The sequence below is a fragment of the Agitococcus lubricus genome (assembly GCF_003051055.1).
Classification (GTDB): Bacteria; Pseudomonadota; Gammaproteobacteria; order Pseudomonadales; family Moraxellaceae; genus Agitococcus; species Agitococcus lubricus.
On record NZ_QAON01000002.1, the window covers coordinates 188,642 to 211,050 of the forward strand.

Genomic DNA, 22,409 nt, shown 5'->3' on the forward strand with positions numbered 1-22,409 from the left:
GGTACACCATGAATAAAATCATTCAAACACTCTGCTTAACGACCGCCATCACTGCCAGTATTGATGCCCAAGCATTTTCTCAAGAAACCCATCGTCGTATCGCGATTGATGCCGTCAACTACATGAAGGCTAATCCCAACACCACTAATTACGCTAAACTCTTAGCAGGGGCAAGCAAAGCAGGCCTGACGATTGACCAATTCGCTGCCGCATTAGGTCAAGGTGCTTACGATGTCGATGATTTTGCGGATACCTATTTATGTGGTGCAACCACAGGCAGTTGTCAATTAGCCCCTGTTTGGGGCTTAGGTGCAGGGATTGTTAAATATACGTCTTACTGGCACTTCCAAAATCATACCCAAGGTGCTGATGTTCATGGGAACGACATCGGCGGTTATAACTACGCCAAGCTCACAGTCTGGGGCGACATTGATAATATGGCCGCAACATGGTTGTATGGTGACTACCTAGATGATGGCAAAGGCGGTAACAGTGCTTGGTTTGGTGACAGTACCAAATATAATGCGTACGGTATTACCGAAAAGAACTACCGTTTAGGCGGTTATTCTACCAATGCCATGTATGCTGACTTTGAAAAAATGCCCTTCCAACCGATTGATAACTTAGGTCAATATTGGTTTCAACAATTTTTAACTACGCCAACCGTACAAACCTTAGGTTTTGTGATGCACACAACCGACTTGTTGCAACCACACCACGTTTGGACAACCTCTGCTCTCAACCATTCGGGCTGGGAAACATGGGTCAACGATAATTATTACACCGAAGGCTTAAACAATTCCGCTTTAGTGACGACTGCGTTAAATAATTTAACACCACTTTCGCCGACAGCCACCGATATTCGCCCTTTGTTAACACAAGGCGCACGTGTTGCTTATACCCAAGGCGGGATTGTGTTATCTAGCACAGACAGCAATGACCGTCGTAACGTCGGTAAAATTGTGGTGCCACACGCGATTGCGATGGTAGTACGTGTATTAAATCGGGCAGCCGAACGCTTCTAAATTGACATGGATAGTCTTAGGACAACCAAACACGCCAAAGCCCAATCTTGATTGGGCTTTTTTGTGCCTTAGACACACCGCTTATCCAAAATTAAGTACCATTTATCTTAGGCAAATTACCTTTAATCCCTTTTTTTATGCCGTTTATCTTGGTGGCGCGTGAAGTTAAGTTTTTGTCATTTTTCTTCAAATAAGTGCTGATTTATTCGTCTATTATTAACTCAATTCGATGGCATCCTTTGTGTCATCAATAACAACATCGTTTAAGGGGTATAAAATGACAACCTTCACCAAACTCGTTTGTGGCGCAACATTAGCATTCAGTTTGGCCATGGATGCCCAAGCATTTTCTCAAGAAACCCATCGCCGTATCGCGATTGATGCCGTCAACTACATGAAGGCTAATCCCAGCACCACCAACTATGCTAAACTCTTAGCAGGGGCAACCAAAGCAGGTCTGACGATTGACCAATTCGCAGCCGCCTTAGGTCAAGGTGCTTACGATGTGGATGACTTTAATGATACCTTTTTATGCGGTGCAAGCACAGGTAGCTGCCAACAAGCGCCTGTTTGGGGCGCAGGTTCTGGTATCGTCAAATATACCTCTTACTGGCACTTCCAAAATCATACCCAAGGTGCTGACGTTCACGGTAATGACTTAGGTGGTTATAACTACGCCAAGCTCACTGTTTGGGGTGATATTGATAATATGGCAGCCTCTTGGTTATACGGCGACTACTTAGATGACGGTAAAGGCGGTAACAGTGCTTGGTTTGGTGATAGCACCAAATACAACTCTTATGGTATTACCGAAAAGAACTACCGTTTAGGCGGTTATTCTACCAATGCCATGTATGCCGACTTTGAAAAAATGCCCTTCCAACCGATTGATAACTTGGGTCAATACTGGTTTCAACAATTTTTAACTACCCCAACCGTACAAACCTTAGGTTTTGTGATGCACACAACCGACTTGTTGCAACCACACCACGTTTGGACAACCTCTGCCCTTAATCATGCTGGTTGGGAAACATGGGTAAATGACAATTATTACACCGAAGGCTTAAATAATTCGGCATTAGTCACCACGGCGTTGAATAATTTAACCCCCATCGCGCCCACCGCTACCGATATCCGTCCATTATTAACACAAGCGGCCAGCGTTGCTTATACCCAAGGCGGGATTGTGTTATCTAGCACAGACAGCAATGACCGCCGTAATGTCGGCAAAATCGTTATTCCACATGCGATTGCCACCGTTGTCCGTGTATTAAATCGTGCGGCTGAACGCTTCTAAGTTTTAATACGCTTATCCCATCCCTCTAGAGCATTGTTTTAGAGGGATTTTTTTTGCCTAAACTCTCAACTTTCATCTATGCTTAAGCTAACCCTAAGCAAAACTAACATAATATGTACGCATATAAGTTGGGATGGATAGCGATATCGCCCTACACACAGGTCTGATATAAACCGCAACCATTCAAAGCCAATCAGCCCTAAATAATTACAACGAGCGAATGACATTCGCACCCAGCCATAAAGAGGCCGCTTATGCTACGTCACACTTGGTCACTTGCCCTGATTGCGACACTGTTCAGTGTGAGTCCCAGTCACGCCAAAGTAAAATATGACCTAAATAAGGCAGGTCAAGCCGCGACAATCAATACCCGTGTGATTGATGAATCCTTACTCGATGTCATGTATAAAGTTTCTACTGCACAGCGGCCAGACTTGAGTCGTGGCCGCGTTTTAAGTGCCTTGATTGAAAATCAACTCTTGGGTCAATATGCACTCAAACGTTTTGGACGGAGTGCCTTAGTCGAAGATAATAAGGTCAGCTTTAAGCCTAAAGTTTATGAAGAGCAAGAGTTTAGAGCGGTGATGCAAATTGCATTTGCCAAACCTTTAGCCGACGCACGCAAAAAATTTGGTGGCAATTTAGACCAAACGCTCAGTAACGAATCGCCTATCAAACCGACTGAGTGGGATACCTATTTACCGAGCAACAAAACCATTCAAGCCGAATTCAAACTCAGCACCACAGGTGAAGAAGCGGCCAGCAAGCGGATATTAGTCAATTATAAATTTGATACCACCCATCAAGGCAGTATCAGCTTATTAGAAGTTTATAACGCACAAAATGTGCAAGGGCGCACCAGTATCCACAACCGTGATGCAGAATTTGTACGCCAGCAAGCGCGTGAACTCGTCGTCAATCACTTTCTGGATTATTGGCTAACGACGGCTTCAGGGTTGAGCCAAGCCCAAATTACCGCGATTAAAGAGGCCATTCAAGATAAAAACTATCACGATGCCTTTGCCTCTCTAATTGGTATTGCCGCCGACATTCATGACGACGTGCAATACATTAAAGACCTTGCTAAAAAGGTCACTAGCCAAGAAATTAAACACTATTATCAACACCATAAAAATGAATTTAAGCGCATTGAACGTGTCAAAGCACAGCACATTACCCTAGCTGACGAAAAAACAGCTAACCTCGTTGCAGATGCTCTCAAAAAAGGCGGTGATTTTACTAAGCTAGCACAGCAATATTCTATGGCGATGGATAAAGCGAATGGTGGCCACTTAGGTTGGATTGTGCATGACAACAAAAATCCCTCTTGGTTGAATACCTTAGCGTTCGTGCAAGCGCCTAATGTCCCCTCTCGTCCCGTCAGAACCCCGACAGGACAGTGGGAGATTTTGTTAGTGACCGCCAAAGAAGAAGGATTCCAAGCGCCAGATAGTGATAGCGTACGCTATGTCGCTTCGCAAATTATTGCGCGGCAAAAAGTGATTAAAGAATATCAACAAATCCGTACTAAACTGATTAAAGACGCTGATATTCATATTGCGCCCCGCTATAAGTCACAAACTGACAACTTAGAGCGCGACGTTGTGATTGACAAGCCGAGCGATGAAGACCATCACCACCACTAGAAGATTAAGAGCATGAAAAAACCCATTATTGGCTTTGGTATTGGTGTAATTACCCTTACTGTGTTAGCGCTTGCTGCTCAACATTGGCTAGGCACAGACGCCAAAGAAAGGCCAGCCTTTGCACAACTCGCACACGAAAACAACAGTGCCGATATGAGTGGTTCATTAACAGCAAATCGTATGCCTTCGCCAAATCAGGTCGCGCCTGCGCCCGTTTCTGGGACAGACAGCCCGCTCTTGCCACTCGCCAATACCCAAGTCGACGCGGCCACCTCGATGGCCAATGCACTCAAAAATGGCGACCCGCGCTCACCTGTCATTATTCATGATACCGTACAAGAAGCCGCCAGCCCCGAAGAATTAGCCAACCCCAAGTTATATGCACAATATGAAGCTCGGCAAAATATGAAATTATATAAAGGTTATGTTGCTGCTGCCGATACAGAAATTCCACGTTTACAACAAGATATCGCCAAAGCCAAAGCCATGGGCTTAAAACCAGAGCAAATTGCCGAAGGAGAAGAAAAACTGCGCCGTATTCAACAAATGCGCGACCAGTTACTCAGTGAGCATCCAGAAATTACACGTTAAGTTATTGATAATATTTATATATTTTTCAATTTAGACCCTATATGCGTATAAGCCTTAAACTTTTTGTGTTATTAATTTCAATCACGCTTAACTCCAATGTATTTGCGCAATTAAATGTATTTTCTAGTAGAGAAGCTGCCATTAATACGCTATTTCCACATGATAATCCTTGGATGTGGACTTCAGCAGAAGGGGATTTGACTGGTGACGGGACGGACGATGTCGCCATGATAATTACGTTGCCTCGCAACGAAGGTGAGCAGGGTTATCCTATTGAAAAGAAAGTCTTAGTATTGGCAGGTTTAGCTTCTGGAGGGTATACACTTTTATCTGTCTCTGGCACATATTGTGATGCACAAAAGTTCTATAATTTAGAAATAGTTGGCTCATCTTTGTTTGTAACAGCGGTTCATAAAGCCGATGCAAGCGGCAGCATCACGCATTCCTCACAATATCGTTTTAATAAAAAATACTCAGATTTAGAACTCATTGGTCGGGAAGATATCTCGGAGTCATTTGCAGATAACAGTTACTATAGACTGAGTATTAATTATCTCAATGGCTCATCCATCAACTATGAGAAAAATAAAGGAAGCGCTAAATCAACGAAGAAAACACGTTTTCATATTTCCTCTTTGCAAAGACTCAATGGTTTTGATTGTGAAAAATTTGTGGATAATGCGATTTATTGAGAGTAATGCCTGTCAGCTAAGCCATTTTTGCCGACTTCGACTCCGCTAAGTCAACGCAAAAATGCGCCCTGAGCTTGGCCAGCCCTGAGCAAGCCGAAGGGTCGAAGGGCAGTTTTTAAGTGCCAATTTTTCTTAACTGACTGGCATTAGATTTATTAAGCGTGCTTTTTGGGGTGCAACCATCTAACTTCCACTTTGAGCGGATTGTGGCTACTTGCGCGTTATGCACTTAAAAGACATATCACATGAATGGCTATTGCTCATTATGCATTTTTTCGGCAAAACGCCATGTTCTAATAATCTGTAAGACTTCTATATTTTTTCGCATGTCAGGGCTAAAGACTTGAAAAGGCTCTGCTAATTTAACCGAGCGTTTAGCGGCTTCATCTAAAATACCATACCCCGATGAAGAACGAACCTCTATCTGTTTGACTGTACCATTGGGTAAAATCGCGACTAATAACCGCACTTCTCCCTGTAAACGTCGACTACGAGCAATATCGGGATAATGCAAATTGCCCATTTTTTCTACTTTTTGTCTAAAACCATCAATATATGCAGCCGTCATATCTTGACGTGCGGACACAGAAGAAACCGTGTGTACTTTAGTCTTTTTGGCATAGGCTTGACGTTTTTCGGCTAAGCGCGCTTCCAAACTGGCAATAGCAGCCGACTGTGCCGACATTTGTAATAAACCATCACTGGTTTGCTGTGTGGGCGGCTGTTTTTTATGTTCACTGGGCGGAATTTTGACCACCGAACGGTGATGCGTGACAATCAAACGGTGACTGATAGGCTCGGGCGGTGGGGCAAACGCCAAGTTATCTTCGGGTTTAATTTCGTTGATTTGCGCATCATAAAAATCGGCTGCTTGTGTCGTCGTGATTTCACGCGCGTTTTTGAGTTGCCCTCCCCCTGCCTGATTGGCTTGCGCCAAAAAATCTGCTTCTTGGTTTGCGGTAGGGCTACGATGCAAGGCTACTGTCACTTCCATCATCGCTTGCGGCGGATTTGCAGGGGCAACAAAAGTCACGCCCATAATAATAAAGGCATGAATCATTACCGCCGCAAAAATGGCATACGCTAAATGATTCGGGTTTGCGTGTGTCGAGTTATTGTTGGCTAAAAGCGAAACTAATCCCATAAAACCAATCGTCCTGCCGACGTCCTGCTGAAGACACCATATAACGTGCCATCGTCCGCAGGGTAAACTGTTGTCCCCATGCTATCCGCATTCCCAACTCAGGATAAATTGCTGACATCCATTGATTGTCTACAGTCGTTTCTCCAATTTCATCTGTAAAACCATCATCATCATTATCGACTTTATCTTGTTGTGCGGGATGCTCATGGCTATTTTGTCCCACATACACACCCAAACCTGCATAGGGCGCGACGGGGCTATTAAAACCCGTTCTTAGTCCTACCGCAACACCCCCAAAGACAGGCTCTTCGGCATGGTAGGTCTCTGAGACTAAAAGACTCACGTCCAAATAACCTGCTACTTGGGGGGCTAAATCAACCACTTCTAAGCCTGCATACAAACCCACTGCTTGTATGTCTTCGGCATATAAAACACCCAGTTGCAATTGACTATCATTTGCCAGCACCAAGGGTGAGACAAACAGCATAGCCAGACAAGCGATGTATTTCATCATAGGTTCATCATACGGCTGTTCAAACGCAAGACCTTATCGCCTATTGCGTTAACGGGCTTTTTTTAATAATTGCTCAGGCGGATGTGTACAGTCTAATTTTCGGCCAATGGCCGCTTCTAAATTGGGAATTAAAAACGCATCATCTTCACAAGCAAAACTGATGCTCACCCCCGTTGCGCCACCCCGTCCTGTACGGCCAATACGATGTACATAATCGTCTGTATGTTCAGGTAAGGTGAAATTGATGACATGGCTGACATCATCAATATGAATGCCTCGCCCTGCGACATCTGTAGCGACTAAGACGCGCACCTTGCCTGCCCTAAAACTCTCTAAAGTTTTAACCCGTTTTTCTTGTGGCACTTCACCCGATAATACGGCACAGGAAATATGATGACGCTTGAGTATATCCGCTAAATTACGCACTTGGTCACGGCGATTGGCAAACACCATCACCCGCTCAAAGTTATCTAATTGAATCAGGTTATAGAGCAAATCGTATTTTTGTTCGGTACTGACAATATAAACCACTTGCTGTACCGTTTCATTGGTCACTTGTTCGGGTTCTATTTCAACTTTGACAGGCTGATACAGCCATTGGTCAGCAAGGTTTAACACATCTTGATTAAAGGTTGCCGAAAAAAATAGGCTCTGACGATGTGTTTTAGGTGGACAATGACGTACTATTTTTTTGATGGCAGGAATAAAGCCCATATCTAATAGGCGGTCAGCCTCGTCAATCACGAGCACTTCAAGTTGGTCTAAATAAATGGCTTGTTGGTCAACAAAATCAATTAAACGGCCAGGTGTCGCGACGATAATATCGACATAGTCCGCATAGAGTTGTTGCTTTTGCTTGTCATAATCCATTCCCCCCACTAAAGTCACAATCCGCAGTCCACTATATTTTGCTAACTGCTCTGCATCTTTGGCAATTTGTAAGGCTAATTCGCGGGTGGGGGCTAAGACTAAAGCGCGCGTTTCACCAATATAACGCTCAGGCGCAGCTGGTTTATTTAGTAAATCATTGATGATGGTAATTAAAAACGCCGCCGTTTTACCTGTGCCTGTTTGTGCCCGACCAATCGCATCATGGCCTGCTAAGGTAAAATGTAAGACTTGCGCTTGAATAGGTGTTGGCTGAACAAAGCCAAGGTCAGTAATCGCCCGTTGTACTAACGGGCTGAGTTTAAGTTGTTCAAAAGTCGGTTGTTGGGTCATTGTGTTAAAAAGTGTCTTGCATCGGCTGCTGTACGCTTGGGGTCTTCTTCCATGGGAATATGACCTAAATCGTCATAGCAAACTAGTTTAGCGTGTGGAATATCGCGCTGAAATAAATGTGCATGGCGCGGTGGAATCCACGTATCTTTCGCGCCCCACATAATCAATGTGGGAGTACGGATTAATTTTATGTCTGGAGAATCCAAAACAATACCACGCATCATAGCAGCGATTGCATGGCGTGTCCCTGTTCTACGCAATAAATCTTGATAACGGCGTATTGTCCCTTTAGGAATCAGACTCGGATTCGCATACACAGAGCGTACACTTTGAATGACAAAAGGCAAGGGAGCTACATGTTTGGTCAAATGCCGAATACCGTGCGTACGCATGAGTAAGACAGGAATCGGGGTTGGCATCGAATAACCTGCACTATCAATCAAAATCAGTTTTTTAACTTTGGTCGGATAATGCAAGGTGTAATTCCATGCTAAATACCCACCCAAAGAATTTCCTGCTAAGTAAAAACGAGTAATGCCTAATTTTTCAACGACCGCATTGATAAAATGAATGACATTTTGGGGTGTCGTTTTGGCAAAAGGCAAAGGGCCTGTTATGGCAAAGGGAGGAACGTCAATAGCAATCACTCTAAAGTGCTGGCTTAATTCTGTGCGCCAACCATCCCATGTATCCGCAGATGCAGAAAATCCGTGCAATACCAATAGCGGCTCACCCTGCCCACTTTCTTTAATACGCACATCCACACCTAAAACCTGTTCATAATACGCATCTTGCCCATAACGCGCTTTTAAGGTACTGACAGGTAAATCACCGACACCCAAATAATGCTGAACTTCTTTTAAGACCGATAACACCATAACGAATTTCGCTCACTGATAAAAAACTGAGCCCATAACAGAGCGTCATGGGCACTCAGGCAATCACTATTTTTTCTAAAACTACCGCTTAATATCACAGATATATTATCTAGCCAACAAGATAGCTCAATTCACACCGCAATGTTATTGCTCAACTGCTTGTGTTTTTGGGACAGGAAATATCATGTTAAAATCATTGACCTTAAAGCAGGCGACCACCTTAGCCTTCGCCAAGTCAGGAAAGTAGCGGGCATCAAATTGCCATGCTTGCACACGAGCAGGTTGAATATGACCTTGCGCTTCTGGACTAAAAAAGAAATACTGTTGCTGCCATAGCTGCCCCAAAGTGCGTAATTTAACAGGGACAAAACGCGTATTCACAGGTAAAGGCCACCCATAATGACAAAATTGTAAACGGGCAATCGCTTCACCCATTGGCGTTTTAAGTACAATATTGTCTGGATTATTTTTAGCCGTACCATAAGTCACTTGAAACTGTGCTAACTCTTTAGGAATACCCCAATTGCGCTGGCCATTGCTCACTGAGGCTTGACTCGACACATAAATTTTAGAAATCGACAAATGGCGACGCTGCGGAAATTGTAAACTCCCCCCGATATACAATAACTCATGATATGCCCCCACATCGGACTGTTGATAATCGGCAAAGATGACATAGGCAAATCGACCACGACGGCTTGCTGCTAGAGCAGGAGGGACAAAATGTTGCGACTCATCAAAAGACGCTGGTAAATAAACCGCGACCAAATATCCCTGCCCTGTGAGTTGCCAAGGAGCAGGCGCAATCATGTCATCTGTGTATGTCATATCATTTCTCGTATTGACTGCTTCACAAGTGGCATCCGTATGCGTGACTTCAAATATCGACCATCACGATAACATCTCACCACTTTGCGATACATAGGCTGAATTAAATCGAACTTAATATGCCAAAAGCCACAAAACGCATTGCAGTCATGCATGAATGGCATGGCAGAGAGACTAGTTACTGCTAAAAAGCACGTGCAGCATATTATTGTTTATGACGATTAGACACTGTGTTTTGTGGCCATTATTCACACGATATATACACGTAAATAGCGAAATACAAAAACGCTTAGTCTGTTGAGATTTTTGATTTTTTAAGATTGTGAAAAGAACAACAAATGCACTGGATGCATGGCATGTTTATTTTATAGATTTGATGCCTCGTTCTCTGATAACCAAAAAAAACGACCCATGATGGGTCGTTTTTTATCACTGCTTAGTCTGCATTAATCAATAGTGCGGACTTCTTCAGCTTGAAAGCCTTTTTGGCCTTTGACAACAGTAAATTCAACTTTTTGGCCGTCACGTAAAGAACGATGACCGTCACCTAAAATTGCGCGGAAATGTACAAATACATCTTCGCCAGCTTGACGTTGAATAAAACCAAAACCTTTTGCATCGTTAAACCACTTAACTGTGCCTTGTTCACGAGTTGACATAATAGACTCTCTCTCATGTTTGAAAATTACGCATGGCGTACCTTAGCCGCTACCTACATGAGAATCTAAAGCATGAGACAGTGAGTTCATCATCCTCTTAGGATACCCCTAAGCTGAGGTTTTATGCTTTAGACTCTTTTTCCCACAACGGCCAAACATCAGCGAACATCAGGTGACACAGTTGGAGCTCTCACGGACTGCCCGATTAGACACCCTTTTCGACTAACCCGCAATAAAAATTTACTGTATGGACAAAATTAGAGGCTCTATCGGCCACGGAATCTCCCTTAACATGGCGTCTATTGACGTTTTGCATATCAGCCATATTGCAAGTAAAAATAGACCCAGAGCAAACACAGATAACTTGCTATCGACAGTTAAACACTGCTAATGTCCAAGTCAAGACCACAATAAATAGATAACACGCCCTCTCTTTAGCTCCCTGCCCGTAGAGGGTTGTGTTCATAACCTGTGAATGAAAATAATGATAAGTAATCAACCGTTAGAACAGCGACAAATGGTCGCCAATATTGCATTAATCACTGCCGCCGCTGGTTTTGCCATTCAACCCACACTGGTGAGTCACTTTCCTGCTTATAGTGCATGGATGCCACATGTCAAAATGGCCTTTGAAGCGGCACTTGTCGGTGGTTTGGCGGACTGGTTTGCAGTGACGGCTATTTTTCGTCGCCCATTAAATTTACCCATTCCACACACCGCGATTATCCCCAATAATCAAGACCGTATTGCCGCCACGATTGGCGTATTTGTGCAGTCTAACTTTTTGACTGATGAAGCGATTCGTCGCAGTTGTAGTAAACAAAATATTGCGGGTAGTGTCGCTTCATGGTTAGAAAAAGAGGCGAACGCCAGTCAATTAGCGCATGAGATTGGTATTATTGCACCACGTATCTTGCAATTTTTTCGCCATCACGCGGTTGAAAGTTTTGTACAACGTAATGTGGTGGAATGGGTCAGAGCCTCCTCGCCCAACACCATGACTGCCCAAATGCTACAAGCCATTTTTAATAATGGGAATCATCAACAAGCCTTTCAGTTTGTCCTAGAACAAACCGATGATTGGTTGAAACACAACCCTGACAAGGCTAGCGATTTACTCAACCCCGTGATTGACACTTTAATTGGCCCGATTTTGAGTCGGGTGCGAGCGTCTATCAGCAATGAAGCACAAGGCGTAGTGTCCTTGATTGTAGGCGGCATTGCTACCTTTGCGAAACCTGAAACTCGTAAAGCCGCAGACCAGCTACGGGCAAATCTCACCTCTGCCCTGAACGTAGAACAAAAAATTATTGACGGATTAATCAATCTCACCCATGAAATTCGTAATGACCCTAATCATATTTTTAGGATTAAATTGGATGAAGTCGCCAAACATTATATTGGGGTATTGAGTGTAGATTCGCCCGAATCACGGCGCTTAAATGCGTTCAAAGACCAAATGATTAATAACCCTGATGTTGTTAAGTTTTTTAGCAGCATTGTCATTAGTATTCGTGAAGCCATTCAAAAAGACCTCAACTCGGTTAAGCCTGCCATTTTAATCTCAGTGAGAGATGCCTTAATGATGCTGGGTCGCAACTTGGCGCAAGATGAACAATTTCAAAAAGACTTAAACCAAGGGATTACCGATGCGCTCTGTTTTATTACCAGCGCCTATAGTGATGCCATTATTGATTTTATTGGTCATCAAGTCCGCAGTTGGGACTCCGAAAAAATGGTGCGTGAGGTCGAAAAAGCCATCGGTGCAGATTTACAAATGATTCGTCTTAACGGCACCTTAGTCGGCGGTTTAATTGGCTTGGTATTGAGTTTTTTACAATAACCATTCGACAGTTTAATAATTTGACAATCATCAAACTATATTTTATAGTTATGGGACGCTAGTGCTTGTTAAGCCCAATGAAGTTTGGGTCTTGACTCGCCTGTCCCCCGTTTTCACCCTAATAACATACTCTGAATCAGAGCGTGTTATGGAGCTTGGTTATGACTGCTGCAAACTCAACACAAACCATTGGCCAAACCTTTAGCTTAGGTCAAGTCACTGTCAAAAATCGTCTCGTTAAATCAGCACTGAGCGAAGCCTTAGGTACGACTGATAATCGTGTCACACAAGGCTTAGTGACCTTATATCGTCGTTGGGCAGAAGGTGGTATGGGCATTCTGATTACAGGCAATGTGATGGTAGACCGTCGCGCATTAGGAGAACCTAATAATGTCGTCATTGAAGATGAGCGTGATTTACCCTTATTACAAGCATGGGCACAGGCAGGCACGAGTCAGGGCACACAACTGTGGATGCAAATCAATCATCCTGGTAAGCAGTCGCCTATTGGCTTAAACAGACAAAATGTCGCGCCGTCTGCGATTCCTTTTGGCAAAGAACTGGCCAACTTTTTTGCTACCCCGCGCGAACTAACACATGACGAAATATTGGAAATTATTGCTCGGTTTGGTCGTACGGCCGCTATTGCCAAAAAAGCAGGTTTTTCTGGCGTACAAATTCACGGTGCACACGGCTATTTAGTGAGCCAATTTTTATCTGGCAAGCACAATCAGCGTAACGACCAATGGGGTGGCAGTGCCGAAAACCGCCGTCGTTTTGTCTTGGCTGTTTATGCTGAAATGCGTAAACAAGTAGGCAACGACTTTCCGATTGGTATCAAACTCAACTCCGCAGATTTTCAAAAAGGCGGTTTTAGCGAAGAAGAATCCTTAGATGTGATTCGTGCCTTGTCTGATGCTGGCATCAACATGATTGAAATTTCGGGAGGAACTTACGAAGCCCCCGCGATGAGTGGCACCAAAAAAGTCCCTGTTAAAGACTCCACACGCCGTCGTGAAGCCTATTTCTTAGAGTTTGCCGAAAAAGCACGTGCCACCACCAAAACACCGTTAATGGTTACAGGCGGATTTAGAAGTCTGGCTGGTATGAATGAGGCCATTGAGAGTGGTGCCGTAGACTTCGTGGGTTTAGGCCGCGCGTTGGCCATTGAGCCAGACGTTGCCAAGCGTTTATTGGCAGGTTTAGAGCCACGTTACCAAGTTAAGCCCATCAAAACGGGCATTAAAATGGTTGACAATATGGCCTTAATGGAAGTTGTTTGGTATTCCCGTCAACTGCGTCGTATGGCGCATGGCAAACAGCCTAAGCCCAATGAATCTGCTTTATTATCGTTTTTAATGAATGCGGGCGAACACGGGTTCAAAACCTTCCAAACACGCCGTTTACGGGCTTAATCGTCAGTTTATTGATACTCGTTTTAGGAAGGGTCATTCCCTTCCTATTTATTTCAAACCCACTAACCAATAACGCATCACAGGTAAAGCCAACGCTAACATCAACACAACCAACACCGCCACCACGCTGACAACACTTGGCAACATCCCATCTTTTATTGTTTGCTCTTGCTGAGTACGTTTTAGAAAGCCATACGCCAACACACTTGTAAACAAAGCAATTAACAACATAAATGCGACTATTTTGCTTTGCTGCTGAAAAATCAACAAGGCCACATCAGATAAATCTATCACCACCTTAGGCATGGCTAAGACTTGCTCTTCCACTTGCTCATCAGACCAAACGGGTCTAATTGTCAGGCAAAATGCCCATAAACCTATCAAAAAACACTTTACTCTAGCCAGCATGTGAACTCCGTGCCAAATTGATGCGTGTTAAGGATTGCCTTCAAGCAACACTTTAGGTATCTTCGCGGCAAAAACCAAGAATATTTCTCGATTAGGTGTGAATTTCCCTACATTTTCACGTATTTTCACTCTTTCTGACGGATGATAAAAACTCTATGGCTCAGCTTTTACTGCTTCATGGCCCCAATCTCAACTTACTCGGTACGCGTGAGCCAACCCTTTATGGAGCAACAACCTTAGAGCAGATTAATCACCGTCTTGTCACACAGGCGCAACAAGCAGGTCATACGCTGACCACCCTACAGAGCAATTATGAAGGGGTACTCATTGACCGTATTCAAGCCACGGCACAGGATGGTACTGATTTTTTAATCATCAATCCTGCCGCTTTTACGCATACCTCTGTTGCCCTACGTGACGCCATTTTAGCGGTAAAACTGCCCTTTATCGAAGTACATTTATCCAATGTACATGCCCGTGAATCGTTCCGTCATCACTCTTATTTCTCCGATATCGCTATTGGGGTGATTTGTGGTTTGGGCGCTCAAGGGTATGACTTTGCCTTACAATACGCTATTCACCATTTCAGCAATCGCTAACGAGACTTGAGCTATGGATATTCGTAAAATTAAAAAATTGATTGATATGTTAGAAGAATCCAGCTTTGATGAATTAGAAATCAAAGAAGGTGAAGAATCGATTCGTCTCTGTCGTCACCGTTCCGTGGTCAGTACGGCAAGCTATATGCCTGCACCGATACCAATGACAGCCGCTCCTGTGGCCGCCCCTACGGCGAATCCAATCGCTGAACCTCATAGTACCGCACCTGCGGCAGTCGAGCCTGCCACACAAGGTTTTATTCAACGTTCGCCAATGGTCGGTACATTCTACCGTGCCCCCTCGCCCGCAGCGGCTAATTTTGCCGAAGTTGGCCAAAGTGTTAAAGTGGGCGATACCTTATGTATCATTGAAGCCATGAAAATGATGAACCAGATTCAAGCCGAAAAGAGTGGTGTCATCGAATCCATTTTAGTTGAAAACGGTCAAGTGGTTGAGTTTGACCAAGCCTTATTTACGATCGTCTAACCGCATTTGAGGCCACTATGCTCAATAAAGTACTCATAGCCAACCGTGGCGAAATTGCATTACGCGTTTTACGTGCCTGTAAAGAACTCGGCATTAACACTGTGGCTGTTTATTCTAAAGCAGACCGCGACCTACTACATGTTCGGTTGGCAGATGAGGCCTTGTGTATTGGCCCTGCCTTTTCTAAAGAAAGCTACCTTAATATTCCCTCTATCATTGCGGCCGCCGAAGCCACTCAAGCCCAAGCCATTCATCCAGGTTATGGTTTTTTGTCAGAAAATGCCGACTTTGCAGATGCTGTCGAACAATCTGGCTTTACGTTTATTGGCCCGCGTGCCGATACCATTCGGATGATGGGCAATAAAGTCGCCGCCATTGATGCCATGAAAGCCGCAGGTGTACCCACTGTGCCTGGTTCTGATGGCGCTGTTTGTGCCGAAACAGCACTGGCTCATGCCCAGCGTATTGGTTTTCCCATTATTATTAAGGCTGCCGCAGGCGGCGGTGGTCGTGGCATGCGTGTGGTACACGATGCAGATTCACTCTTAAGTTCACTCGAAATTACCCAAGCCGAAGCCAAAGCCGCGTTTGGTGACGATACCGTGTACATGGAAAAGTTTTTACAACACCCTCGCCATGTCGAAATTCAAGTCTTGGGTGATGGTGAGGGGGCTGCAATTCACTTAGGCGACCGTGATTGTTCCCTACAACGTCGTCATCAAAAAGTCGTCGAAGAAGCGCCTGCTCCTCATATCCCCGATGCGATACGCGCTGAGGTCGCAGCCGCTTGTGTTAAGGCGTGTCAGCAAATGAAATATCGTGGGGCAGGCACATTTGAGTTTTTATATGAAGATGGCCGTTTTTACTTTATTGAAATGAATACCCGTGTTCAAGTAGAACACCCTGTGACTGAAATGGTGACAGGGGTAGATATTATCAAAGAGCAATTACGCGTTGCCGCAGGCTTAGGTTTATCTTATCAGCAATCGGATATTGTCATTCGTGGCCATGCCATTGAATGCCGCATCAACGCCGAAGATCCTGCAAACTTCTTACCTTGTCCTGGCAAAATCAATTATTATCATGCACCAGGTGGTTTAGGCATTCGTATGGATTCTCACATCTATACAGGGTATAGTGTCCCTCCCTACTATGACTCCCTGATTGGAAAACTCATTGCCTTTGGCAATGACCGTCAAATTGCATTACAACGTATGCGTAACGCCCTCGATGAAATTGTTGTTGAAGGTATTAAAAGTAATATTCCCTTACACCGCGATGTCATTCTGACCGATACTGCCTTCAACGAAGGTGGCGTCGATATTCATTATCTTGAGAAAAAATTAGGTTTAGGTTAATACAATGGCATGGTTACAACTCAAAATCGACAGCTCCAAAGCAGACGCCAACCGTATTGAAGAAGCATTGGAATTAGTCGGTGCTGGCGCAATTATGATGGAAGATGCCGCCGACCAACCCTTATTTGAACCCCCCTTAGGCACAACCCCGCTATGGGACGCAACACGTATTGTCGCCTTGTTTACCATTGACTCTGATATGGATGCCATTTTAGAGTTTTTACAAGCACAACTAGAAGGCGGTTTACCTGCACATCGTGTTGAGATTTTAGAAGACCAAGTCTGGGAGCGCGCATGGATGGACCATTATCATCCCATGTGTTTTGGTGAGCGTTTGTGGATTGTGCCCAGCTGGACTCCCCCACCACGCCCTGACGCCATTAACTTATTATTAGACCCTGGTTTGGCGTTTGGAACAGGCACACATCCAACCACGGCGTTGTGCTTAGAATGGTTAGATGGTTTAGATTTACAAGATAAAATCATTGTCGACTATGGTTGTGGCTCGGGCATTTTGGCGATTGCAGGCTTGTTATTAGGCGCAAAACATGCCTATTGCGTGGATACCGACCCTCAAGCCTTATTAGCGACTAAAGATAATGCCGCGCGTAATGGTGTTGCCGATAAAATGACGGTATGTTTTCCAGAAGACATGCCCTCTGTCAGTGCAGAGGTTGTGGTTGCCAATATTTTAGCAGGCCCCCTCGCCGAGTTAGCCCCCACCTTAGCGGGACTATGTCATGCCAACGGCGACTTAGCTTTGTCGGGTATTATTGATAGTCAAGTCGAAGACCTCAAACTCGCCTATCAACCGTGGTTTAGCTTAACGCAGCTAAAAATCAAAGATGAGAATTGGTGCCGCTTATCTGGCATACGTTTAGCATAGTATGCTGAGACTATGCGTGCAGCTTACTCTTTGAGCCTGTCTACGTGATAACGACACCGTTATCACGGACATCACCCAGCATGTAACAGCACGTGATTTTGAGTCAGCCCCAAAAACTGTGAACCAATCGACAAAAAAACTGTAAGTTATTACCAAAATTTGTATAATACGCGAATTACTTACAAGATTTGGAGCTTGAGGGATTATGAGCACAACCAAACAAACACGCTGCCCACATTGCAGTAGTGTTTTTAACATTACCGATGACCAACTTGCGGCGCGCGGCGGCCATGTGCGTTGCGGCGGTTGCTTGCAAGTCTTTAGAGCAGACCAAAATTTGGTCACTGAGTCGGTGATTCAATCCGTGCCAGCGTCACCTATGGCTCCAAGCGCACCTGCCACTGCACGTGTGCCAACCCCTACGCCTAGTCCCATAGAGACGGCTAGCCCGAGTAAAAAGCCCAAGGTCAAAGATGACTCATGGGTAACGAATCTACTCGATGATGATATTAATCTCGATGACCTCGCTCTAGACACTCCGCCTGTACCTGTACCCAAAAAATCGGCCATTGCCAATACGCCGCCACCCACACCCGCAAAAGCCAGTAAAAAACCGCTATTTGATGATGAATTAAGCGACTTACTTCATGAGGCATGGGTCGAGCCTGCTGAAAAAGACCATCTCAAAGGGATTGGGGAAGTTGATAAAATCAAAGCCTCCGCCGACGAAAGTTGGGCACAGGCATTGATTTCCGAGCTTGAAGAGGAAGAGAAAAAAGAGCAGTCGAAAAACTATAGCATGGAGCTACAACCGACCAAGCCCAAAGAGCCTGCACGCAAAGCGAGTCCTGTTGCTGAAAATAAAACTAGCAGCACCGCTAAAGTGGATAACCAAGCTACGCTCAATAAAGATGATGACTTATTGAGCTTTCTTAATAGCAACAGTGCTCCAGTCATCAATCAACGGCATGCGAGTTTACCCGTCGAGGTACGCCAACATACCATGGTGTCCGTCAACTGGAGCTATTGGTTAACATGGTCAACATTGTGTTTACTGGGCGTACTGATGTTAATCAGCCAGTATATTTATTTTAATTTTAACCACCTTGCCATTGCAGATCAAACACGTCCTCAAATCACGCAATTATGTAATATTTTAGGCTGCAAAGTGCCTGAACCACCTAATATCAAACTGATTGCTATTAACAAACTGAGTGTCAGACCGCATCCTGAAGTGACGAATGCCTTAGAAGTCAATGCAATTATTTATAATAAAGCGGATTTTGCACAACCTTTACCCGCTCTTAAACTCATGTTTTTAGACAAGAAAAGCAAGGTAACGGCCTCACGTGCCTTTCAACCTAAAGAGTACTTACGTGGTGAAGGCAGTAACTTACGACGTATTCCACCAGAAACGCCCATCCATATTCGCCTAGAGATTATCAAACCCGAAGCCGAGCTACGCAATTATAAAATGCAGCCCCTGTATTAACCATGAACCATGAATGACGTATACCGTCATTCATGTTAGCGCTTATCAGTAGCTTTTTGACTCCCTCCATATTATGGGCTGTTGATGCTTTGCGTGTGAGCCGCGTTACTGATAAAAATAGACTCAGGCAAGGCACAAAACGCAGCGAATAGTGATTCTATTGGCCAGTTTTGTCACATAGTATGAATCCATTTTTAACGCAACTCGCAGCGAAAGAGCTATTTTTTGAGGCTACGTTGTTGTTCATCGCTTATTCGGAATAACCAAACTACGCGACTCAAGCCGTGCATCCTCTAAAAAATAGTCTCTTTCGCAACCACCATCAAAACGTCAACAGCCCCTATTATTTTCAACGGGTTTTCGTGCCTGCCCACGCTAATAAAGCCACAATTCATTCAATATTTTTTAACTGTTCACTTTATCATCATCTTTTAATCTCTTAGCCAAGCATGTCATAATAACTGGCCGTAGTTCGTTATCGTCAAATCCCCATGTTGTATCCTATTCCACTTGGTCAATACACCATTGAGCCACTAGCGCTTGCGCCCATGGCAGGTGTGACTGACCGTCCATTTCGCCAACTGTGCCGACAACAAGGCGCGGGGTATGTGGTGTCAGAAATGGTCACTTCCGACCCACTCTTATGGAAAACGAGCAAGTCCAGTTTTAGATTAAATCATGCAGGCGAGGAGAGTCCTAAATCGGTACAAATTGTGGGTTACGACCCCGACATGTTAGCCGAAGCCGCACAACTGAATGTTGAGCGCGGAGCAGAAGTGATTGATATCAATATGGGATGCCCCGCTAAAAAAGTGTGTAATCGTTTAGCAGGCTCCGCCTTATTACAAGATGAAGCCTTAGTCGCACGCATTTTGAGCAAAGTTGTCAAGGCGGTCAGCGTTCCCGTGACCTTAAAAACTCGGACAGGCTGGGACAGACAACATAAAAATGGCGTGACGATTGCACAAATCGCGGAAGATAGCGGCATACAACTGTTAGCCATTCATGGTCGCACGCGTGCCGACAAATACGAAGGTGATGCTGAATACGACACCATTCGTGCCATAAAACAGGCTGTCAAGATACCCGTGTTAGCAAATGGTGATATAGATTCACCAGAAAAAGCATTAACAGTGCTGCAACATACGGGCTGTGATGGTATTATGCTCGGCCGCGCCGCCCATGGTCGCCCGTGGATTTTTCGTGAGATTCGCCACTATCTAAATACCCGCACTTTTTTAACCCCGCCCAGCCTTCAAGAGCGCGCTGATATCATTTATCAACACGTTTGTGCTGTGCATGAGTTTTATGGTGAAGATTTAGGTGTTCGTTTTGCCCGCAAACATATTGCATGGTATGGCGAATATTTGGACAATAGCCGCCCTTTTGTTCGGCAGTTTCACAAACTTACCACTCGCCTTGAGCAACGCAACGCAGTCAAAGATTTTTTTGCTGCGCTGTCTTAACCCAACCAATTTTGATTTCGTAGTAGGGTCAATATGAATAGTCCTAAGTCCTCTATTCCAGTTCCTCAAAGTGATGCCGCTTTACGTGTGCACGTTGAGCGCGCCATGCGTCATTACTTCGCACAACTTCATGGCGAAAAACCTTGTGACGTATATGAACTTGTTTTAGCGGAAGTCGAAAAGCCATTGTTATCCGTCGTGTTAGAGTTCACTCGTGGTAATCAAACCAAAGCAGCTCAGTTATTAGGACTAAATCGCGGTACATTACGTAAAAAAATGAAAACTCACGGTTTCATTTTTGACTAAGTCGCTTTAGAGCTTAGGCGTCTACGTCTAGGCTCTATCTATTACTTCCGCTTAATTGTTTTCCTTCGAGACTCTCCATGCAAGTTACTCGCGCCCTTCTCTCTGTTTCAGATAAAACTGGCATTGTTGACTTTGCCCGTGAATTAGCCAATTTAGGTGTTGCCCTATTATCCACAGGTGGCACATACAAATTGATTAAAGATAATGGCATTCCTGTGCAAGAAGTTGCTGATTACACAGGTTTTCCAGAAATGATGGATGGTCGGGTGAAAACCTTACATCCGAAAATTCATGGCGGTATTTTAGGTCGTCGTGGCACAGATGATGAAGTGATGACTCAGCATGGCATTGGCCGTATTGATTTAGTCGTAGTAAATTTATATCCCTTTGCGCAAACCGTTGCTAAACCTAATTGCTCTTTAGAAGATGCCATTGAAAATATCGACATTGGCGGGCCAACGATGGTGCGCTCTGCCGCCAAAAACAATGCGCATGTGGGTATTGTGGTAAATAGCACTGACTACTCCACTGTCTTAGCCGAAATTCAAGCGACAGGTGGTTTAAGCCAAAACACACGTTTTGATTTAGCGGTTAAAGCGTTTGAGCATACTGCTGCTTATGATGGCATGATTGCCAATTATTTAGGCCGTTTAGTGACTGAGCCTGCGCAACAATTCTCTCGTACCTTTAATAGTCAGTTTATTAAAGCGCAAGATTTACGTTATGGTGAGAATCCTCATCAAAAAGCTGCTTTTTATGTCGAAGCTCAACCCAAAGAAGCGAGCATTGCCACCGCAAAACAATTGCAAGGCAAAGAGTTATCGTATAACAACATTGCTGACACGGATGCCGCCTTAGAATGTGTTAAGTCTTTTGTGAAACCTGCGTGTGTCATCGTCAAACACGCCAACCCTTGTGGTGTTGCTGTCTCCTTAGACGGTATTAAAGCCGCTTATGACTTAGCGTACCAAACCGATACCGAATCGGCCTTTGGTGGCATTATTGCCTTTAACCGTGAGTTAGATGCCGAAACTGCCAAAGCCATTGTTGACCGTCAATTTGTGGAAGTCATTATTGCACCCAAAGTCAGTCCCGAGGCCTTAGCTGTCACTGCGGCTAAACAAAATGTGCGTGTTTTAGAATGTGGTCAATGGTCTGCTGAACGTAGCCAACAATTAGATTACAAACGTGTTAATGGTGGTTTGTTAGTACAAGATTTAGATATTGGCATGATTACCGAGGGTGACTTAAAAGTAGTCACCAAACGCGCCCCTACCGAAGCCGAAATTCATGATTTAATTTTTGCATGGAAAGTGGCTAAGTTTGTTAAATCCAATGCTATTGTCTATGCCAAAGGCCGTCAAACTATTGGTATTGGTGCAGGTCAAATGAGCCGCGTTAACTCGGCACGTATTGCTGCCATTAAAGCCGAACATGCAGGGTTACAAGTACAAGGGGCAGTCATGGCTTCTGATGCCTTCTTTCCCTTCCGTGATGGCATTGATAATGCAGCCAAAGTGGGTATTAGCTGTGTGATTCAACCCGGTGGTTCGATGCGTGATGCCGAAGTCATTGCTGCTGCCGATGAACACGGCATGGCGATGGTATTTACAGGCATGCGCCACTTCCGTCATTGATGTATCGTTGATAAGGG

Annotated in this window: 22 protein-coding genes; 15 read left to right on the forward strand and 7 right to left on the reverse strand. The window is 44.5% G+C overall.

Annotation, left to right across the window (positions count from 1 at the left end; translation table 11 throughout):
* The first annotated feature begins 8 nt into the window (after positions 1–8).
* The 5 genes from C8N29_RS03290 (at position 9) to C8N29_RS03310 (ending at position 5,251) form a co-directional block, all read left to right on the forward strand.
* Positions 9–1,025, forward strand: coding sequence for a phospholipase C/P1 nuclease family protein (locus C8N29_RS03290; protein ID WP_107864607.1), 1,017 nt, complete (start codon positions 9–11; stop codon positions 1,023–1,025).
* Positions 1,026–1,302: 277 nt separating this feature from the next.
* Complete coding sequence (locus C8N29_RS03295; protein WP_204509264.1) at positions 1,303–2,322, forward strand: phospholipase C/P1 nuclease family protein; 1,020 nt, start codon at positions 1,303–1,305, stop codon at positions 2,320–2,322.
* Between the two features lie 254 nt (positions 2,323–2,576).
* A complete protein-coding gene (locus C8N29_RS03300; RefSeq protein ID WP_107864609.1) occupies positions 2,577–3,968 on the forward strand; it encodes a peptidylprolyl isomerase in 1,392 nt (463 codons plus the stop codon).
* A gap of 12 nt (positions 3,969–3,980) precedes the next feature.
* Positions 3,981–4,559, forward strand: a complete 579-nt coding sequence (locus C8N29_RS03305; protein WP_107864610.1) for a hypothetical protein — start codon at positions 3,981–3,983, stop codon at positions 4,557–4,559.
* 41 nt (positions 4,560–4,600) lie between these two features.
* The gene (locus C8N29_RS03310) at positions 4,601–5,251 is read left to right on the forward strand and encodes a hypothetical protein (protein ID WP_107864611.1); all 651 of its coding nucleotides are present in this window, start codon (positions 4,601–4,603) and stop codon (positions 5,249–5,251) included.
* Between the two features lie 253 nt (positions 5,252–5,504).
* Here C8N29_RS03310 and C8N29_RS03315 read toward each other — a convergent pair whose 3' ends face one another.
* The 6 genes from C8N29_RS03315 to C8N29_RS03340 form a co-directional block, all read right to left on the reverse strand.
* Positions 5,505–6,395, reverse strand: coding sequence for an energy transducer TonB (locus C8N29_RS03315; RefSeq protein ID WP_107864612.1), 891 nt, complete (start codon positions 6,393–6,395; stop codon positions 5,505–5,507).
* Entirely contained in the window at positions 6,364–6,909 is a 546-nt protein-coding gene (locus tag C8N29_RS03320) for a hypothetical protein (protein WP_146164415.1), read from the reverse strand. Before C8N29_RS03320 ends, C8N29_RS03315 begins: the two co-directional genes overlap by 32 nt.
* A gap of 48 nt (positions 6,910–6,957) precedes the next feature.
* Complete coding sequence (gene rhlB, locus C8N29_RS03325) at positions 6,958–8,130, reverse strand: ATP-dependent RNA helicase RhlB (protein ID WP_107864614.1); 1,173 nt, start codon at positions 8,128–8,130, stop codon at positions 6,958–6,960.
* Complete coding sequence (locus C8N29_RS03330; RefSeq protein WP_107864615.1) at positions 8,127–9,008, reverse strand: alpha/beta fold hydrolase; 882 nt, start codon at positions 9,006–9,008, stop codon at positions 8,127–8,129. Before C8N29_RS03330 ends, rhlB begins: the two co-directional genes overlap by 4 nt.
* A 144-nt stretch (positions 9,009–9,152) precedes the next feature.
* On the reverse strand, positions 9,153–9,836 hold the full coding sequence (locus C8N29_RS03335; protein ID WP_107864616.1) for an acetoacetate decarboxylase family protein: 684 nt from the start codon (positions 9,834–9,836) through the stop codon (positions 9,153–9,155).
* 446 nt (positions 9,837–10,282) lie between these two features.
* Positions 10,283–10,495: a cold-shock protein gene (locus C8N29_RS03340; protein ID WP_107864617.1), complete on the reverse strand. Its 213-nt coding sequence runs from the start codon at positions 10,493–10,495 to the stop codon at positions 10,283–10,285.
* 484 nt (positions 10,496–10,979) lie between these two features.
* Between C8N29_RS03340 and C8N29_RS03345 the strand changes: the two genes are divergently transcribed.
* Positions 10,980–12,338, forward strand: a complete 1,359-nt coding sequence (locus C8N29_RS03345) for a DUF445 domain-containing protein (protein ID WP_170106871.1) — start codon at positions 10,980–10,982, stop codon at positions 12,336–12,338.
* Positions 12,339–12,499: 161 nt separating this feature from the next.
* Positions 12,500–13,753 (forward strand): NADH:flavin oxidoreductase/NADH oxidase family protein, encoded by a 1,254-nt coding sequence (locus tag C8N29_RS03350; protein ID WP_107864619.1) that lies wholly within the window; start codon positions 12,500–12,502, stop codon positions 13,751–13,753.
* 48 nt (positions 13,754–13,801) lie between these two features.
* On the opposite strand, the gene C8N29_RS03355 is transcribed toward C8N29_RS03350, so the two are convergent.
* Positions 13,802–14,161, reverse strand: a complete 360-nt coding sequence (locus tag C8N29_RS03355; RefSeq protein WP_107864620.1) for a hypothetical protein — start codon at positions 14,159–14,161, stop codon at positions 13,802–13,804.
* Positions 14,162–14,316: 155 nt separating this feature from the next.
* Between C8N29_RS03355 and aroQ the strand changes: the two genes are divergently transcribed.
* The 8 genes from aroQ to purH all read left to right on the forward strand — a co-directional run bounded on the left by aroQ (position 14,317) and on the right by purH (position 22,392).
* Positions 14,317–14,760 carry a type II 3-dehydroquinate dehydratase gene (aroQ, locus tag C8N29_RS03360; protein WP_107864621.1) on the forward strand — a complete coding sequence of 148 codons (444 nt, stop codon included), beginning with the start codon at positions 14,317–14,319 and terminating at the stop codon, positions 14,758–14,760.
* 13 nt (positions 14,761–14,773) lie between these two features.
* Positions 14,774–15,247 (forward strand): acetyl-CoA carboxylase biotin carboxyl carrier protein, encoded by a 474-nt coding sequence (gene accB / locus C8N29_RS03365; RefSeq protein ID WP_107864622.1) that lies wholly within the window; start codon positions 14,774–14,776, stop codon positions 15,245–15,247.
* Positions 15,248–15,264: 17 nt separating this feature from the next.
* Positions 15,265–16,605, forward strand: a complete 1,341-nt coding sequence (gene accC / locus C8N29_RS03370; RefSeq protein WP_107864623.1) for an acetyl-CoA carboxylase biotin carboxylase subunit — start codon at positions 15,265–15,267, stop codon at positions 16,603–16,605.
* 4 nt (positions 16,606–16,609) lie between these two features.
* Positions 16,610–17,491 (forward strand): 50S ribosomal protein L11 methyltransferase, encoded by an 882-nt coding sequence (gene prmA / locus C8N29_RS03375; RefSeq protein WP_107864624.1) that lies wholly within the window; start codon positions 16,610–16,612, stop codon positions 17,489–17,491.
* 205 nt (positions 17,492–17,696) lie between these two features.
* Positions 17,697–18,983: a DUF3426 domain-containing protein gene (locus tag C8N29_RS03380; RefSeq protein ID WP_107864625.1), complete on the forward strand. Its 1,287-nt coding sequence runs from the start codon at positions 17,697–17,699 to the stop codon at positions 18,981–18,983.
* Between the two features lie 491 nt (positions 18,984–19,474).
* Entirely contained in the window at positions 19,475–20,449 is a 975-nt protein-coding gene (dusB, locus tag C8N29_RS03385) for a tRNA dihydrouridine synthase DusB (protein WP_239986950.1), read from the forward strand.
* 33 nt (positions 20,450–20,482) lie between these two features.
* Positions 20,483–20,755, forward strand: coding sequence for a DNA-binding transcriptional regulator Fis (gene fis / locus C8N29_RS03390; RefSeq protein WP_107864626.1), 273 nt, complete (start codon positions 20,483–20,485; stop codon positions 20,753–20,755).
* Positions 20,756–20,832: 77 nt separating this feature from the next.
* Entirely contained in the window at positions 20,833–22,392 is a 1,560-nt protein-coding gene (gene purH / locus C8N29_RS03395; RefSeq protein ID WP_107864627.1) for a bifunctional phosphoribosylaminoimidazolecarboxamide formyltransferase/IMP cyclohydrolase, read from the forward strand.
* The last annotated feature ends 17 nt before the right edge of the window (positions 22,393–22,409 follow it).

Coding starts and splice junctions, on each gene's coding strand:
- C8N29_RS03340 (WP_107864617.1), bottom strand. CDS start 10,495: ATGTCAACTCGTGAACAAGGCACAGTTAAGTGGTTTAACGATGCAAAA.
- C8N29_RS03330 (WP_107864615.1), bottom strand. CDS start 9,008: ATGGTGTTATCGGTCTTAAAAGAAGTTCAGCATTATTTGGGTGTCGGT.
- C8N29_RS03290 (WP_107864607.1), top strand. CDS start 9: ATGAATAAAATCATTCAAACACTCTGCTTAACGACCGCCATCACTGCC.
- accC (WP_107864623.1), top strand. CDS start 15,265: ATGCTCAATAAAGTACTCATAGCCAACCGTGGCGAAATTGCATTACGC.
- C8N29_RS03345 (WP_170106871.1), top strand. CDS start 10,980: ATGATAAGTAATCAACCGTTAGAACAGCGACAAATGGTCGCCAATATT.
- C8N29_RS03335 (WP_107864616.1), bottom strand. CDS start 9,836: ATGACATACACAGATGACATGATTGCGCCTGCTCCTTGGCAACTCACA.
- C8N29_RS03315 (WP_107864612.1), bottom strand. CDS start 6,395: ATGGGATTAGTTTCGCTTTTAGCCAACAATAACTCGACACACGCAAAC.
- C8N29_RS03305 (WP_107864610.1), top strand. CDS start 3,981: ATGAAAAAACCCATTATTGGCTTTGGTATTGGTGTAATTACCCTTACT.
- accB (WP_107864622.1), top strand. CDS start 14,774: ATGGATATTCGTAAAATTAAAAAATTGATTGATATGTTAGAAGAATCC.
- C8N29_RS03320 (WP_146164415.1), bottom strand. CDS start 6,909: ATGATGAAATACATCGCTTGTCTGGCTATGCTGTTTGTCTCACCCTTG.
- C8N29_RS03310 (WP_107864611.1), top strand. CDS start 4,601: ATGCGTATAAGCCTTAAACTTTTTGTGTTATTAATTTCAATCACGCTT.
- purH (WP_107864627.1), top strand. CDS start 20,833: ATGCAAGTTACTCGCGCCCTTCTCTCTGTTTCAGATAAAACTGGCATT.
- rhlB (WP_107864614.1), bottom strand. CDS start 8,130: ATGACCCAACAACCGACTTTTGAACAACTTAAACTCAGCCCGTTAGTA.
- fis (WP_107864626.1), top strand. CDS start 20,483: ATGAATAGTCCTAAGTCCTCTATTCCAGTTCCTCAAAGTGATGCCGCT.
- C8N29_RS03355 (WP_107864620.1), bottom strand. CDS start 14,161: ATGCTGGCTAGAGTAAAGTGTTTTTTGATAGGTTTATGGGCATTTTGC.
- dusB (WP_239986950.1), top strand. CDS start 19,475: ATGTTGTATCCTATTCCACTTGGTCAATACACCATTGAGCCACTAGCG.
- C8N29_RS03295 (WP_204509264.1), top strand. CDS start 1,303: ATGACAACCTTCACCAAACTCGTTTGTGGCGCAACATTAGCATTCAGT.
- prmA (WP_107864624.1), top strand. CDS start 16,610: ATGGCATGGTTACAACTCAAAATCGACAGCTCCAAAGCAGACGCCAAC.
- C8N29_RS03350 (WP_107864619.1), top strand. CDS start 12,500: ATGACTGCTGCAAACTCAACACAAACCATTGGCCAAACCTTTAGCTTA.
- aroQ (WP_107864621.1), top strand. CDS start 14,317: ATGGCTCAGCTTTTACTGCTTCATGGCCCCAATCTCAACTTACTCGGT.
- C8N29_RS03300 (WP_107864609.1), top strand. CDS start 2,577: ATGCTACGTCACACTTGGTCACTTGCCCTGATTGCGACACTGTTCAGT.
- C8N29_RS03380 (WP_107864625.1), top strand. CDS start 17,697: ATGAGCACAACCAAACAAACACGCTGCCCACATTGCAGTAGTGTTTTT.